Annotated in this window: 16 protein-coding genes and 1 pseudogene; 16 read left to right on the forward strand and 1 reads right to left on the reverse strand. The window is 62.8% G+C overall.

Annotated features, from left to right (window positions below; all coding sequences use genetic code 11):
• Positions 1–81 precede the first annotated feature (81 nt).
• From F8A10_RS17020 to F8A10_RS17065, 11 genes are all read left to right on the forward strand, one after another.
• Positions 82–870 carry a GntR family transcriptional regulator gene (locus F8A10_RS17020; RefSeq protein ID WP_011746815.1) on the forward strand — a complete coding sequence of 263 codons (789 nt, stop codon included), beginning with the start codon at positions 82–84 and terminating at the stop codon, positions 868–870.
• 244 nt (positions 871–1114) lie between these two features.
• Positions 1115–2044 (forward strand): BKACE family enzyme, encoded by a 930-nt coding sequence (locus tag F8A10_RS17025; RefSeq protein ID WP_011746816.1) that lies wholly within the window; start codon positions 1115–1117, stop codon positions 2042–2044.
• A 16-nt stretch (positions 2045–2060) separates the two neighbouring features.
• Positions 2061–4124 (forward strand): hydantoinase/oxoprolinase family protein, encoded by a 2064-nt coding sequence (locus F8A10_RS17030; RefSeq protein WP_152367982.1) that lies wholly within the window; start codon positions 2061–2063, stop codon positions 4122–4124.
• An 11-nt stretch (positions 4125–4135) separates the two neighbouring features.
• Positions 4136–5902 (forward strand): hydantoinase B/oxoprolinase family protein, encoded by a 1767-nt coding sequence (locus F8A10_RS17035; protein ID WP_011746818.1) that lies wholly within the window; start codon positions 4136–4138, stop codon positions 5900–5902.
• Positions 5899–6663 (forward strand): SDR family oxidoreductase, encoded by a 765-nt coding sequence (locus F8A10_RS17040; RefSeq protein WP_152367983.1) that lies wholly within the window; start codon positions 5899–5901, stop codon positions 6661–6663. The genes F8A10_RS17035 and F8A10_RS17040 overlap by 4 nt, the downstream gene beginning before the upstream one ends.
• Complete coding sequence (locus F8A10_RS21205; RefSeq protein WP_193668242.1) at positions 6651–7046, forward strand: hypothetical protein; 396 nt, start codon at positions 6651–6653, stop codon at positions 7044–7046. Before F8A10_RS17040 ends, F8A10_RS21205 begins: the two co-directional genes overlap by 13 nt.
• Positions 7046–7498 carry an acyl-CoA thioesterase gene (locus tag F8A10_RS17045; protein WP_152367984.1) on the forward strand — a complete coding sequence of 151 codons (453 nt, stop codon included), beginning with the start codon at positions 7046–7048 and terminating at the stop codon, positions 7496–7498. The genes F8A10_RS21205 and F8A10_RS17045 overlap by 1 nt, the downstream gene beginning before the upstream one ends.
• A gap of 53 nt (positions 7499–7551) precedes the next feature.
• A complete protein-coding gene (locus F8A10_RS17050; RefSeq protein WP_152367985.1) occupies positions 7552–8166 on the forward strand; it encodes a helix-turn-helix domain-containing protein in 615 nt (204 codons plus the stop codon).
• 185 nt (positions 8167–8351) lie between these two features.
• Entirely contained in the window at positions 8352–9518 is a 1167-nt protein-coding gene (locus tag F8A10_RS17055) for an alpha/beta hydrolase family protein (RefSeq protein ID WP_011746823.1), read from the forward strand.
• Complete coding sequence (locus F8A10_RS17060) at positions 9515–10288, forward strand: SDR family NAD(P)-dependent oxidoreductase (protein WP_011746824.1); 774 nt, start codon at positions 9515–9517, stop codon at positions 10286–10288. The genes F8A10_RS17055 and F8A10_RS17060 overlap by 4 nt, the downstream gene beginning before the upstream one ends.
• Before the next feature lie 135 nt (positions 10289–10423).
• Positions 10424–11662 carry an MFS transporter gene (locus tag F8A10_RS17065; protein ID WP_011746825.1) on the forward strand — a complete coding sequence of 413 codons (1239 nt, stop codon included), beginning with the start codon at positions 10424–10426 and terminating at the stop codon, positions 11660–11662.
• Positions 11663–11856: 194 nt separating this feature from the next.
• Here the strand turns inward: F8A10_RS17065 and F8A10_RS21530 are convergent.
• Positions 11857–11979: pseudogene (locus F8A10_RS21530) on the reverse strand (IS5/IS1182 family transposase); the annotation flags it as partial.
• A gap of 534 nt (positions 11980–12513) precedes the next feature.
• On the opposite strand from F8A10_RS21530, the gene F8A10_RS17075 reads away from it, so the two are divergent.
• The 5 genes from F8A10_RS17075 (at position 12514) to F8A10_RS17100 (ending at position 15115) form a co-directional block, all read left to right on the forward strand.
• Complete coding sequence (locus F8A10_RS17075) at positions 12514–12777, forward strand: antitoxin (protein ID WP_011746827.1); 264 nt, start codon at positions 12514–12516, stop codon at positions 12775–12777.
• Entirely contained in the window at positions 12774–13175 is a 402-nt protein-coding gene (locus tag F8A10_RS17080) for a type II toxin-antitoxin system VapC family toxin (RefSeq protein ID WP_024844294.1), read from the forward strand. The genes F8A10_RS17075 and F8A10_RS17080 overlap by 4 nt, the downstream gene beginning before the upstream one ends.
• 827 nt (positions 13176–14002) lie before the next feature.
• Positions 14003–14341 carry a type II toxin-antitoxin system RelE/ParE family toxin gene (locus tag F8A10_RS17090; protein WP_011746829.1) on the forward strand — a complete coding sequence of 113 codons (339 nt, stop codon included), beginning with the start codon at positions 14003–14005 and terminating at the stop codon, positions 14339–14341.
• Positions 14338–14622 carry a helix-turn-helix domain-containing protein gene (locus F8A10_RS17095; protein WP_193668244.1) on the forward strand — a complete coding sequence of 95 codons (285 nt, stop codon included), beginning with the start codon at positions 14338–14340 and terminating at the stop codon, positions 14620–14622. The genes F8A10_RS17090 and F8A10_RS17095 overlap by 4 nt, the downstream gene beginning before the upstream one ends.
• 109 nt (positions 14623–14731) lie before the next feature.
• A complete protein-coding gene (locus F8A10_RS17100) occupies positions 14732–15115 on the forward strand; it encodes an HVO_A0114 family putative DNA-binding protein (RefSeq protein ID WP_152367987.1) in 384 nt (127 codons plus the stop codon).
• The last annotated feature ends 422 nt before the right edge of the window (positions 15116–15537 follow it).

Consider the following 15537-nt stretch of genomic DNA (forward strand, 5'->3'; position numbering starts at 1 on the left):
ATTATTCAGGCATATCAGAAATGCCTTGGCATCGCTCGGGCGACGGACTAGAAAGCAGCCACCTCATGGATATCAGCCGCGATGCAGCAGAATCTTTCACCCACACCACGCAAGCGCCGTCCGGGCGGCGGGCGCAAGCAGGTGGCGGCGCCGAGCCTGCCGGTTCTGGCAAGCGGTGATGAGGAGACGCTGGCGCAAAAGGTCTATGATGCCTTGCAGGCAGGATTGATGGCGGGCAGCATCGAGCCGGGAATGCCTTTGACCGTGCGATCATTGTCGCAGGTCATGGGGGTCAGCGCGACCCCGGTTCGCGAGGCGCTCAAACTGCTGGAAGCCGATGGCGTGCTGGAGGCCCGCAACAAGAGCGCATTCTATGCCCGTGAATTGGGCAGCGAAGAGATGCGGCAGGTGCTGGACATGCGTCTTGCGCTGGAGGGGTTGGCGGTCCGCCGGGCTGCCTTGGCGGTCGGGCCGGACGATCTGGACAGGATCTCGCGGCTGAACGATCATTATGCAACCGCGCTGCGCGCCGCGGGGGACAACGGCCCATTGATCCTGGAACGCAATCACCAGTTTCATTTTGCCATCTACGCGCTTTGCGGCTCGCCGATCCTGCTGCAGACCATCGAGACGATGTGGCTGCGGATCGGCCCAACCCTGCATCTCTACATTGACGCGGGCGGCATGGACGGGGATTTCCCGCGCTATCACGAGGACATGATCGATGCGCTGCGCGAGCGGGATGCCGATGCCGCCGAAGCTGCCCTGCGCGATGACCTGATTGCTGCCGCCCGCAAGATCCTGCGCCTGCAGGCGTCTGAGACAACAGGCAATCGGCAGCCCTATATCCTCGAAAACGTCGATCTCTGAAGACCCGAGCCGCGGTTGACGATTCGCGGCTTTTGCATCTCTGGCAAGTGGGTATTGTCTCAAATAATTGATATTACTTGATGAAAGATCCGTCTTTTTATTTTGGCATATCAGATTGACAGACCGGCCGTCTGTAGTGATACTGACATCTCAGAATAGAAGGACGGCGGGGCCTGACCCTGCTCGCCCTCGAAATCCGAGATGCGGTCAAGTGCGATCCGCGTCCATCCAACGGGGTTCTTTCATGCCGAAGAAGGTCATTATCACCTGCGCCGTCACCGGGGGGCTGCACACGCCGACCATGTCGCCCTATCTGCCGATCACTCCGGACGAGATCGCGGAAGCCGCCATCGGCGCGGCCAAGGCAGGGGCGGCGATCATCCATCTGCATGCGCGCGATCCCGAAAGCGGCCGCCCGAAACAGGACCCCGACCTGTTCCTGCAATTCCTGCCGCGGATCAAGCAGGCCACCGGCGCGGTGCTGAACATCACCACCGGCGGCGGCCTTGGCATGACGCTGGAAGAGCGGCTGCGTCCCGCACATCGCGCCAAGCCCGAGGTTTGCAGCCTCAACATGGGCACGATGAACTTCTGCGCCTTCGAACTGGCGGGAAAATACGACAGCTGGAAGCACGATTGGGAAAAGCCCTATCTGGAAAGCACGCGCGACCTGATCTACGCCAATACCTATGCCATGCTGGAAACCATCATGGTCGAGGTCGGCCAGGCGCATGGCACGCGGTTTGAATTCGAGTGCTTCGATCTCAGTCATCTGGAGGCGGTGCGCTATTTCGCCGCCAAGGGGCTGATCAAGCCCCCCTTCCTGATCCAGGGCATCTTCGGCGTGATGGGCGGCATGGGCGCGACGATCGAGAACTTGATTCATTTCCATGGTGTCGCGCAACGCCTGTTCGGCAGCGACATGGAGTTTTCCGCCTTTGCCGTCGGGCGCAGGCAGATGCATTTCCTGACCGTCGCGGCGATCTTGGGGGGCTCGGTCCGGGTCGGGTTGGAGGACAGCGTTTACATCGGCCGGGGCGAACTGGCTACGTCGAACGCGCAGCAGGTGCAGAAGATCCGCCGGATCGTCGAGGAGCTGGGACTGGAGGTCGCTTCGCCCGACGAGGCACGCGCGCGGCTGTCGCTGAAGGGCGGCGACCGCGTCGATTTCTAAGGGAGGAGGGCAAGCAATGCGATTGGCAAGCGATACCGGCGGCACCTTTACCGATCTGGTCGTCGAGGAGGACGACGGCCGGATCACCATGTACAAGTCGCCTACCGTGCCCGACGATCCGGTGTTGGGCGTGCTGCGCGCGCTGGAACTGGCCGCCGAAGATCGGGGCCTGTCGCTGCAGGAACTGATGGCGCGCGCCGATACATTCATCCACGGCACCACCCATGCGATCAACGCGATCATCACCGGCAATGTCGCCCGCACCGCGCTGCTGGTCACCAAAGGCCATCGCGACATCCTGGTGTTCCGCGAGGGCGGGCGGGTCGAGCCCTTCAACCAGTCCATCCCGTTTCCGCGTCCCTATATCCCGCGCGATCTGACCTATGAGATCCCCGAGCGGATCCTGTCGACCGGCGCGATCCATCGCGATCTGGACGAAGCGGCGGTGATCGGGGTGCTGCAGTCGCTGAAGGAACAGCAGGTCGAGGCGGTGGCAGTCTGCCTGCTCTGGGCAACGATCAATCCGGCGCATGAGCTGCGCGTAGGCGAATTGATCGCCGAACACCTGCCGGGCGTCCCCTATACGCTGGCCCATGACGTCAACCCGACGCTGCGCGAGTTTCGCCGGGCGTCCTCGGCGGCTATCGACGCCTCGCTGAAACCGCTGATGGGGCATTACCTCAGCGGGCTGACCGACCGGATCCGGGGCGAGGGTTTCACCGGCGACATCATGTTGCTGACCAGCAGCGGTGGCATGGTCGATGCGGCCGAGGTTGCGCGCTCGCCGATCAAGGTGATCAACAGCGGGCCGTCGATGGCGCCGATCTCGGGGCATTATTATGCGCGGGCCGAGGCGCAGGCGGATGACGTGATCGTCGCTGATACCGGCGGGACCACCTATGACATCAGTCTGGTGAGGAAGGGCGTGGTGCCGATCACGCGGGAATTGTGGATCGGTCGGCCGCTGCTGGGTCATCTGGTCGGCTACCCTTCGGTCGAGGTGAAAAGCGTCGGCGCGGGCGGTGGTTCCATCGCTCATGTCGATCAGGGCGGCCTGCTGCGCGTCGGGCCGCAAAGCGCGGGCGCGAAGCCCGGGCCGGTCTGCTACCGGCAGGGCGGTACGAAGCCCACTGTAACCGATGCCTCGGTCGCGCTTGGCCATATCGACCCGGACTTCTTCCTTGGCGGGCGTATTAAGCTGGACCGTCCCGCCGCCATCGAGGCGATCCGGAAGCAGGTGGCCGAGCCGCTGGGCATGTCGGTCGATGAGGCGAGTTGGCAGATCATCGCGTTGGCGACCGAGGGCATGGTGCAGGCCATCGCCGATATTACCGTCGCTCAGGGGATCGACCCGGCCAATGCGGTGCTGATCGGCGGCGGCGGTGCGGCGGGTCTGAACTCGACCTTCATTGCGCGCCGCTTGGGCTGCAAGTCGCTGGTGATCCCGGAAACCGGCGCGGCGCTGTCCGCAGCGGGTGCGATGATGTCACCGCTGATCAGCGAATATGCGACCAGCATCTTCGTCTCGTCGGACCGTTTCGATCGCGAGGCACTTGCCGCCGCAATCGAAAGGCTCCGTGCGAAATGCGAAGACTTCGCCAGCCGAAGCCCTGCAGCCAACGGCGCGCCCCGGATCAGCTTCGTCGCCGAGGCGCGATACGAGGGGCAGGTCTGGGATATCGATGTGAAGTTCGACCCTCAGAAGATCCTTGGGCCTGACGGCAGCGAAATCTTCCGCGCCGGCTTCGACGATATGCACGAACAGATCTTCGCGGTGCGCGATCCCGGCTCTGCGGTCGAGATCATCGGCATCCGCGCCACCTTGCGCGCCGATATCCGCCGGGATGTCGAGTTCCGCCTGCATTCGCCGGGCGCCCTTTCCGGTGATCACCGGCCGCGCGAGATCTATTTCCACGGCTATGGGCGGCTGCAGACGCCGGTCCTGCGGCTCGAGGCGATTGCGCCGGGACGGCCCGGCCAAGGCCCGGCGATCATCGAATCCGCCTTCACCACCATCGTCGTTGATCCCGATGCGCGCTTTCACCGCTCGGGAACCGGCAGCATCGTCATTCATCCGTGAAAGGGACCACCATGACCACCACCGCTTTGAACGGCGCGGAACTGGCGATCCTGAACAACCGGGTCGAAGGGATCGTCCGCAAGATGGCCAATACCCTGCTGCGCACGGGCCGGTCGGGCGTCCTGAACCGCGCCAAGGACTTCTCCTGCTGCATCATCACCGCCGATTGCCATCTGCTGGCGGCGGCGGAAAGCCTGCCGATCCATGTGCTGTCCGGCCCGGACATCATGGCGCGCACCATGGCCGAGTTTCACCCGAACCTGCGGCGCGGCGACGCCTTCTTCCACAACTCGCCCTATCACGGCTGCTCGCATGCGGCGGATCTCAGCATCCTTGTGCCGGTGATCGATGCCGATGGCCGCCACCGCTTCACCATCTTCGCCAAGGCGCATCAGGCCGATATCGGCAACAGCGAGCCGACGACCTACATGGCGACGGCGCGCGACATCTATAATGAAGGGGCGCTGCTGTTTCCGGCCGTGCAGGTGCAGCGCGACTATCGGGACATCGCCGACATTATCCGCATGTGCGAATTGCGCATCCGTGTGCCCGAGCAATGGCGTGGCGACTATCTGGCGACCATCGGCGCCGTCAGGATCGGTGAGCGGGAACTGCTGGCGCTTGGCGAAGAGATCGGCTGGGATCGGCTGGATCAGTTCGCCGCGCAATGGTTTGACTATAGCGAGAACATGATGGATGCCGCGATCCGCGAATTGCCTGCCGGTCGCGTCATGGGCCGGTCCACGCATGATCCGTTTCCGGGCCTGCCCCCCGAGGGCGTCACCGTCACTGCCCATGTCCATGCCCGCCCGGACGAGGGCCGTATCACCGTCGACCTGAGCGAGAATATCGACTGCCAGCCCTCGGGTCTGAATCTGTCGGAAGCCTGTTCCCGCACGGCGGCGATGATCGGGGTGTTCAACAGTCTGGATCATCGCGTGCCGAAGAATGCGGGCGCGTTCCGGCGAATCGAGGTGATCCTGCGCCGCAACTGCATCGCGGGGATCACCGAGCATCCCTATAGCTGCTCGGCGGCGACCACGAACATTTCGGACCGGGTCGGAAATGCGGTGCAGCTTGCCATGGCCGAATTCGGCGACGGCTTCGGCATGGCCGAGGTGGGCGCGGTCATCGCGCCCTCGGCTGGCGTCGTTTCGGGTGTCGATGCGCGCAGTGGCAATGCCTTTGTGAACCAGATCTTCCTTGCCTTCTCGGCGGGGGCGGCGAGTCCGATTTCCGATGCCTGGTGGACGATGATCGATGTCGGCAATGGCGGCATGTGCGGGCTGGACGGGGTCGAGCTCGACGAGATCTACCAGCCGCTTCTGGTCGAAAGCCGCCGCTTCGTCACCGATACCGAAGGCGCCGGCCGGTTCACCGGCGCGCCCTCGACCGAGGTAGTCTTCGGCCCGGTGCAGGGGGGAATCACCATCGCCTATGGCTCGGACGGCCAGGTCAATCCTCCGCAAGGGGTGCGCGGCGGCGGCCCCGGGGGCGGCAGCGACCAGTTCATCCGCCGCAAGGACGGTACGGTCGAGCCGCTGCCCCCCGTTGCACAGGTCGAACTGCGCGAGGGTGAGATGATTATCGCCATCTCGACCGGCGGCGGCGGTTATGGCCCGCCTGCCGACCGCGACGCGGCAGCCGTCGCCCGCGACGTGCGCGAAGGCTATGTCAGCACGGATCGGGCCCGGACGGTCTATGGCGTGGTGCTGGACGGGCAGGGCCAGGTCGATCTGGCTGCGACCGAAACGCGACGCGCGGAGATGATGGCATGAGCGGGCAAAGTGTCATCGTGACGGCGGGCGCATCGGGCATCGGCCTGGCCATTGCCCGCAGCTTCCTGGAAGCAGGCGCGCGGGTCGCCATTTGCGATCTGAACGCCGAGGCCTTGGCGCAGGTCAAGGCGGAACACCCGGACATCCAGACCCTGCAGGCCGATATCGCCCGCGAGGATCAGGCCATTGCCAGCGTGGCGGAAGTCGTCCGCTTGCATGGTCGTGTCGATGTGCTGGTCAACAATGCTGGCATTGCGGGCGCCTGCGCACCAATTGCTGACATATCTGCGGTGGACTGGATCCGCTCCTTCGATGTGAATGTCCATGGTGTCTTTTTCATGCTGCGCGCCGCCCTGCCCGACATGATCGCGCGCAGAACCGGCGCTATCATCAATATCTCGACCGGCTCGGTCTTCACGCTTCCGGCGGGTCGGGCGGACTATGTTGCCTCGAAATGGGCGCTGGAGGGGCTGACGCGGGCGGCAGCGAAAGAGCTTGGCCCGCTGGGCATCCGCGTCAATGCGATCCGCCCCGGCTTCGTGGACAGCGCAAGGATGCGCGGCATTCTTGGCCAGAAGGCGAAGGCCGAGGACACCACGATGGAGGCGCTGGAGCAGAGGTTTCTGGATTACATCTCGATGCGGACCAAGGTGCAGCCGGAGGATATCGCCCGCATGGCGGTGTTCCTTGCCTCGGAGAGCGCGCGTTTCGTCACCGGGCAACTGGTTTCCGTCGATGGCAACATCGAATGGGAAAACTGACCGGATCAGAAGGCAAGGCGAATCGGATGGCGGTCGATGTGGCGTTGGATCCGGACCGGATGACTGATGCCGGACCGGATCCCGGCAGAGGGCAGCCTGATGGCGCAATGCCGCGCCACGATGATCAAGCTGCTGCGCTGCGAAGGCGTTACCCTGGCCGATGTCCGCATACCTTCGGCCGGTCGCAGGCTGATGTCGCGGCCGGCAAGGTGTTCGTCGCGGGTGTCTCTTCTCCGTTGCTGTCCAGCGGCGGCGAGCCGGAGATTGGCCGGCCGGGCCAGGTGGCACGCCGCCCACGCGCGGCCTTGCGGGGCATCCATACGGGTACAGTCACCAGACCGAAAGGTCGGGGTGAGATCGTTGAAGCAAGGAGCGGAGCCTGATGGATGACAGTAAGCCGCGCCAGATCGAGACCGGCAGGCGGGTGGTGTATCCGTGGTATTGCGATGTCATGGGGCATCTGGCGACGCAGCACTACATGGCGTTCCTTGACGATGCCTTCCTGCATTTCATGGCGGAACTGGCACCCGCGCCGCAACCCGAACGGCTGGGCTGGGCCGATGTCCGCCACGAGATCGACTATCTGGCGGAACTCCGGGCGGGCGATCTTGTGGTCCTGCGCAGCAGCCTTCTGGCGATCGGGCGCAAGTCGATCCGCCACCAGACCGAGATCCGGCGGCAAGGCTGTGGCACGGTCTGCGCACGCGTGATCTCGACCACCGTCCGCTTCGACCTCGACGCCCGCCGCGCCATCGATGTCGAACCCGGGATCGCCGCCCGCGCACAGGCGCTGGACCTGCTGCCCCGGGCCGCGTCCAAGCCATCTTGCCCCTGATCGGTCATGCAACTACTCTTTTGCGCATCCGCAATTAAGGCGAAGGGCACAGCATGGCCAGGAAAATCGAAGGGACCCGGATTCAATCCGGTCTGCCAGAGCGGCTACGGGCGTTGCGGGAACGCAAGGGCTGGTCGCTCAATCGGGCTGCGGAAGAGGTGGGCGTGCCGCCCAGCACCCTGTCGCGGATCGAGAACCGCAAGATGTCGCCGACGCTGGATCTGCTGCTGAAGATCGTCCGCACCTTCGACATGCATCCCAACGACGTCTTCTCTGGCCGTCCCGACCAGCAGGAAAAGCAGGAAATCAGCGTTTCGCGCGCCAGCGATCCGGCGCTGATCGAGCTGCCGAACCTGTTCTACAAGCATCTGCACCCCGATATGGCGTGCTTCAATTTCCGCGCCATCCTGATCACCCTGTTCGCCCGCTCGGTCGAGGAATATGGCGGGCTGACTGCGCATTCCGGGCAGGAATTCGTCTATCTGCTGAGCGGCAAGCTGCAGGTCCATCTTGAGGGACATCCGCTGGTCACCCTGGCCCCCGGCGACAGCATCATGTTCACCAGCAGCATTCCGCACGCCTATGTCTCGGCAGGTGATTCGCAGGCGAAGCTGTTGATCGCATCCTCGTCGGAAGAAGACGTCCTTCAGGTCAAGTTTCAGAAATAAAAGAGTTTCATCTTGAAAATTCGCGCGAATCTGCGGGGATCTCCGCCGGAAATTTTCTTTTTGATTGCGCATTCGCAATGGAGTATTGTTGCTGATACGCAATGATGCAGGAGGCCTGCACGCAGGTGTCGGACGCCTTTAGCGGCGACCCTTCAAGCAGGACAAGCCAATCAACAGGGTGAGCCATGTACCAGTATTTTCCCAACAACTATTCGTGGAGTCTTGCCGTCTCGTGCTCCATCGCGATGGGTGCGCAGATCTCGGAACTGGACGAGGCGCTGGCGCCGCTGGTACCACTGGTCGAAGCCGGCCATACCGCGGCCGCAAACGAGGCCTGGTATCAGAACTGGACCCGCCTGGGCCACAAGCTGAACGATCTTGCAAAAGCCGATGAAGCAGCGGGCAACGGTTTCACCGCCTCGGCCAAATACATGCGGGCGGCGAATTACTACCTGTTCGCCGAGCGGATCGCCTCATGGTCCGATCCGCGCCGGATGCATGTCTACAACCTGGGGATCGCCGCCTTCCGCAAGGGCCTGGAGCTTTCGGGCGACCGGTGGGAGCGCGTCGAGATCCCGTTCGAAGACGGTGTGCTGTCGGGCTGGCTGCGTCTGGCCGATACCGATGCAAGGCAACCGGCGCTGGTCTTCTACAACGGCTTCGATTCGATCAAGGAGATGCATTACCTGATCTATGCCGGCATGTCGGCCCGGCGCGGCATCGCCACGCTGTTCGTGGATCAGGAGGGAACAGGCGAGGCCGTGCGCTTCCACAATATCCCGAAACGCCCGGAAACCGAGGTGTCAGCAGGGAAATTCTACGACTTCCTTGCCGCGCATCCGGCAATCGATGCTGACCGTATCGGCATCGTCGGCCTGTCGATGGGCGGCTACTGCGCTCCGCGCGCGGCGTCCCAGGACCATCGCTTCAAATGCGTGGCGAGCCTTGGCGCCTTCTTCGAACTTGATGCCGGGTGGGAGGCGCTGCTGCGCGGCACCTCGGGCTCCGGGCTGTCCGACGGGCTGCCGGAAAGCGGCATCCACGCCATGCATGTGACCGGAAAGCCGACCATCGACGAGGCCATCGCGGTGTTGAAGGCCCGCACCCTGGAGCCGGTAATCGGGCAGGTGAAATGCCCGCTGCTGGTGGTGCATGGCGAGAACGACCGTCAGGTTGCGCTGGCCCATGCCGAAAAGACCGTAGCCGGGGCGGTGAACAGCGCCGATGCGAAGCTACGGGTGTTTTCGGTGGCCGAGGGCTCGACAGAGCATTGCGGCGTCGATGTGATGGAGATGCAGGGCCACTATGTCTATGACTGGGCCGCCCGCATTCTGGGGGGGCGCGTGGCATGAACCGGTTCAAGGACAAGATCGCTGTCGTCACCGGCGGCAGTTCGGGGATCGGCGCGACCGTCGCCATGCGGTTGGCCGCCGAGGGCGCGCGGGTCCATGTGGTCGCCAGCAGCAGCATCGACAAGGCCCGGGTCGTCGCCGACCGGATCGTCGCGGCGGACGGACAGGCGGCGCCGCATGTTGCGGATGTGCAAAGCGAATGGATGATGCGGGCGCTGGCCGATAACGTCGTCAAGGCGGACGGCCGGATCGACATCTGGGTCAACGCAGCGGGCGTCTTTCTTCCCTCACCCGTGGGTGACACTCCGCCGGAGGTGCTGAACGGCATGATCGACATCAACCTGAAGGGAAGCTGGAACGCCATTCAGGCTGTTGTCCCGCACATGAAGGCGGCGGGCGGCGGCAAGATCCTCAACTTCTCGTCGGTGGCCGGGCTGACCGCGATCAAGGGCTTTGCGCTCTATTGCGCCAGCAAGGCGGCGACGGCGATGCTAACCAGGGTCCTGGGGGCCGAGCTTGCGCCCTTCAACATCAACGTCAACGCCATCGCGCCCGGCAATACCGAGACGCCGATGAATGACGCGATGCGCAACGATCCGGCGCAGTCGGCGGTGCTGGCGGCGATGAAGGCCATGACGCCCAGCAACCAGACCTTCTCGAAGCCCGACGAGATCGCCTCGACCGCGCTGTTCCTGGTCTCCGACGAGGCGCGGCCGATGTATGGCAGCATCCTTCTGGCCGATGAGGGCCTGTCCGCCGCGATCGGCTGATCGTTCGCGGGGTCGGGCCTTGATCCTGCGACACCCACATCCAGGCCGCCGGGCGGCCGATCCATCCCGGCGCACGGCCTGGGGATGCAAGCCTCGCCTGCGCGGATCACATCATCTCTTGCAGGAGTATTTCTCATGCAGACTGTGACCACCTCGTCCATGGACGAATTGAAAACCGGCTGGAAATATCTCGTCGCCGCCATGGTCGGCTGCGGGTTGGGGGTTTCCTCGCTGCCGATCTATACGGCCGGCGTCTTCTTCCCCGCGCTCATCGCCGAATACGGCTGGAGCCGCTCGCAGCTCTCCTTCGCGGTGCTGCTGTTCACGCTGTCGATCGGGGTGGCCTCACCCATCGTGGGCCGGGCGATCGACCGCTTCGGCCCGGTGCGTTGCGCGGCGGTCTCGATCATCTCGGCGGTGGTGCTGTATCTGGTCCTTGCCCGTTTCGTGAACAGCCTTGCGGGCTTCTATGCCGTCCATGTCCTGATCGCGCTGCTGGGCGCGGCGGCGGCGCCGGTGGCCTATACCAAGGTGATCGCGGGCCATTTCTCGCGGATGAAGGGGCTGGCCATGGGCATCACCCTGATGGGCCCCAGCGTTGTGGCGACGGTCGCGCCGGCCATCGTGGCGACCTCGATCGACGACACCAACTGGCGCGCGGGCTACATCGCGCTGGCGGTCATGATGGCGATCGTCCTGCCCTTCCTGCTGCTTCTGCGCGGGCAGGGCGATGGCGTCCAGGCTGCGCAGGCCGCCCCCGAGGACGACAACGGCGCCTTCACCGAGGCCGAACGCCGGAACATCTTCCGCCTGCTGATCACCGGGCTGGCGTTGTTTTCGCTCGGCATCGGCAGCCTGATCGTGCACCTGTCGCCGATGCTGATCGACGCGGGGCTCGAGCCGGTCACGGCGGCAGGGATCGTCGGCTTCCTGGGCATCTCGGGGATGGCGGGGCGCCTGATCGGCGGCTGGTTGGCCGACCGCATCTTCGCGGCCTACATCCTGGTCGGGGTGTCGCTGTCGGCGGCCCTGGGCTGTCTTGCGCTGGCCATGGTCGGCGCCAGCGTGGCCATCCCCGCCACGATCGCTATCGGCTTTTCACTGGGCGTCGAGGCGGATCTGATGGGCTACCTGGTGTCCCGATATTTCCGCAGGTCCGACTACAGCAAGGTCTATGGCTGGCAATATGCGGCGTTCATCGGAGCCGTCGGGATCAGTCCGCTGATCATGGCGCGGATATTCGATTCGCTGGGCAACTATCAACTGGGGCTGTTCCTGAACGTCGTGTTGTTGACGATGGCTGCGGCGGTGTTCCGGGTGCTGCCGCGTTATGATAAACCTGCCGCTGTCCGGAGTTTTGCTTCAGCAGGCTGAGATGTCACTACTGTCCGTCGCTGGATGATCTGGAACGGAAGGCTTGGCTCGTTCGGCTTTCAGTCCATGCTGCGGTTTGATGATGCAGCAATCGGCGCTTCTCAAAGGTTTTGATCTCTTGCGCCGTTTGAAGATGGTTTAGGCATTGTTGCAGAAGTCAGGCAGTGGTGGGACGTGCCCTTTCCCCGCTTGGTTCAGGCCACGCGTTCGATCTCTGCGATGCCGAGTGCATTGAGGCGGTTCATGGGCGCAACGCGGATCTGGACTTTGGCTGCTTGGCGGTCCGGGTCCCGTGATGCGATGCGCTCGCCGAAGGCGTTGACCTCAGCAAGTTGGGAACTGACGCACCACAAGCTGACCGCGAAGGACAGGGCCGACCTGACCTTGGGCGCCGGAGCCGATAAGCTGAGGCCGATGACCGAAGCCGGCTCGGCTGAGGTGCAGGACAAGGAGAAGGCGCCGCTGTCCGAAATCCTATTGAAGGTGTAGCTGCCATAGCGGCGGGCCAGTGCAACGATGTCGTCGGTCAATTGCCGCTCGTCATCCCGGTCGCGAGAAAGGCGACGCTGCGTGGAACGGTTCTGCCCCAGCACGCGGACATACCGCTCCGACACGCGGCTAGCAGGGCAGTGCGAAAGGGCACGGTCTAGCGCGTCAGCCGAGTCCAACCTTGCCCGCATCGGTTTTGGTTGCATTTCAGCTCCGGCGTTTTGGGTTGATGAGATGAGCGAGCCCCGGCCCGCTCTCCACAAAATGGGTTGTAGGGACGGGGCTGACGACGGCGCAGGTTGAAAATCTCCGTAGCATGATGTATATGTTTCTGCATATACACATGAACAGGAGGGGCGATCATGCCGCATCCGCAGCCATCTTCAGGGCCTCGTGAAGCCAAGCTCTTCCGCAACAACAAGAGCCAGGCCGTCCGCATCCCGGCTGACTTCGAGATGCCGGGGGATCGGGTGAACATCTATCGTGACGGGAACCGGCTTATCATCGAGCCGCTGCGCCGCAAGAACCTGCTTGAAGTGCTGGCCGGACTAGACCCGCTTGGGCCAGAGGATCAGTTTCCTGATGTGGACGAGACGCTTCTCCCGGCCAAGGAAATCGACCTTTGACCCTTTACATGCTCGACACCAATATCGTCTCCGATCTGCTGCGACATCCTGACGGCAGCGCGGCAAAGCGCATTGCCGAGGTCGGCCCGGATGCGATCTGCGTGAGCATCATCACAGCCGCAGAGCTGCGATATGGGTGCGCCAGGAAAGGGTCTGCGAAACTCCTGGCGCATGTCGAAGCGATACTGGAAAGCGTGCAGGTTCTGGCGCTCGATGTGCCTGCTGACGCAGAGTATGGCGGCATTCGTGCCGAGCTTGAGGCCGCTGGTAAGCCCATTGGTCCGAACGATCTGTTGATCGCAGCTCATGCCTACGCCGCAGGCGCAATCCTTGTGACTGACAACACGGGCGAGTTTTCCCGCGTTCGCGGCCTGCGGGTTGAAAACTGGATCAGGTAGCCGATGAAGCGGGGATTCGATCCATCAACCTGAACACCGCTCAGGGAAGGAGCACTTCCAGACCCCATCAACCCGAAACGCCGGATAGCCCAGAAAACAGATCGTGAGCACCTTTACCTGGCAAAGTTGCTCGGAAACGCACGGGTGGTTCGTTATCTCATGCAGCATCGTCCTGAGTTCCTGGCCAAGTTCCAGGCGATCGCGGACATGGCGCCCACGCTGCCGCCAGAGGCCGCCGCCTGACCGCAACGCGACAACCGATGGGGACCCGGACCCATATCAAGCGCGGTGGTGGGGGTGGCGGCGAACCCGCCTCAAGCTCGTTCGCTCCGACTGGATCGGACGAGATCGCGAGAACCATGGAGAAGGCTGACCTCCCAAGGGCCGCATCATGTCCGACCGCCGGGTTTCCGTAGAAGAAATCGTCGTGCATCTAGCATCAGCAAGAACACGGTTTAGCGCGTCAGCTATAGCGCGACAATCTGGGTGAGACCTCGTTTCTCGCAATGGCGGGGCGTGAGGAGCTCATGGCGGCCGTGAAGCTCGCGGCTGCGGAACGGGCGATCGAAGAGGTACTGGCGGCAGTCCGCCGGCTGACGGCCGAAGATTGACCTGACCATACCAAGGCGCCGCCTGACGAGGCGGATTTTACCGTCCGCCAATGATACGCAGGATTGCGCAACGCTCAAGGCCCGAAAGCGGGCGGAGTATGAGAACCGATGAAGGCTCTCGTCTTCCCGCCTCCGGAGGAAGCCGGCATTGATGGTGTCTGATACTTCTTATCACCCACTTCTTGCAAAAAGTAACCCGATGGGCTACATGTGGGCATGCAGACAGTAGTGGAAACCCCTATCTTTACCCGACAGACCGAAAAGCTGTTCGACGAAGACGAGAAGCGGGAACTGATCGATTTTCTGGCCGAGAACCCCATGGCCGGTGATGAGATCCCTGGCACGGGTGGGGTGCGCAAGCTCCGGTTCGCAGCCTCAGGTCGAGGCAAACGGGGCGGTGCTCGGGTGATCTACTACTACCTGGATGAATCCATGCCGCTTTACGCGCTGCTGGCCTATGCCAAGAACGCGAGAAGCGACATGACCCCGGATGAAAAGCGCACTGTGGCCGCGCTGGCCACGGCGCTGAAGGCTGCATGGAAGGAAAGGAAATGAGCACGTTTGGCGAAGATCTGATCCAGGCCATGGGCGAGGCACTGGCCCATGCCAAGGGAGAAGGCACCGCAATTCTGCACGAGCCGGTCGATCCGCGAGAGGTCAGGATGCGGGCGAAGCTGACACAGGCGCAAATGGCCCCATTGATGGGGATGAGCCTTTCGGGGTATCGAAAATGGGAACAAGGTCAGCGTCGCGTCTCTGGTCCTGCTGCCACGCTGCTGCGGGTGATCGAGAAAGAGCCCGTTGCGGTGCAGCGTGCCTTGGCGGGTCGACCCTGAATGCGTCGAGTAGTTGGAAGCCAACCGGAAATCACCCGCCCCCCCCGCATGATCGGATGAATGCCGAGCAGCATTTCCAGGGGCAACCGATAATGCTGGCAGGAACACAATGAGCACTCTGAACATCCATCTGGACACGGGGGCCAATCTTCGGACAGGCTTCACCGAAGCAGGCGAACTGGCCGTTGCAGCCAAGGGCCGCGAAGCAGTCCCCGCGCTGTATTTTCGCAGCTACGAGGATCTGCATCGGGTTCTCACACCTTCTCGTCTTAGGGTTGTCATGGCGCTTGCCGGGCAAGGGGTCATGTCCATTGACGAGCTTGCGCACCGGGTCGGGCGCGATGCGCCAGCCGTGCATCAGGACGTAATCACGCTCGCAGATGCGGGGGTTATCGACCATACTGAAAAAGGCGCCGAATTTCCCTATCGCGGCATCCACCTCGATTTTTGGTTAGATTTATCGGATGGGAACATGCAACGGCATGAGCAATAAGCAATATCGGGAGTGCGCTTCATACAATACGGCGCGGCCGATCACCTCAAGGCCTGCAAGATCGCGAACAAACCTCGAAGCAATTGTGAACCTCCGAACTTTGCCAGCCCCAACACGATAACCCGCGTGCGAAGTGAAATAAAAGGCAGTTAACGAAAAACGCGCTAGCCAAAGCCACTGGATTCGTTCAGGATTCGGATGGAGAACAGAGCAAGACTCTCTGAAATTTCACATTCTTTGTCGCGTTTCAGAAAGATTTGCCTTTCGTTTCATAAAGGCGCGGGTTTTGGGACGGTTCACATGAAAGACGAAGCGCCTAATGGCGCTTTTTCTTTGTTTATTTCTGTACGTCTGCTCTCCATACTAGATCGCCATAGCTGCTCCAGCAGAGCAAGATCCTGAGGAGAGGCACCCTAGATGAT

Source organism: Paracoccus kondratievae (assembly GCF_009301415.1).
GTDB classification, from domain to species: Bacteria; Pseudomonadota; Alphaproteobacteria; order Rhodobacterales; family Rhodobacteraceae; genus Paracoccus; species Paracoccus kondratievae.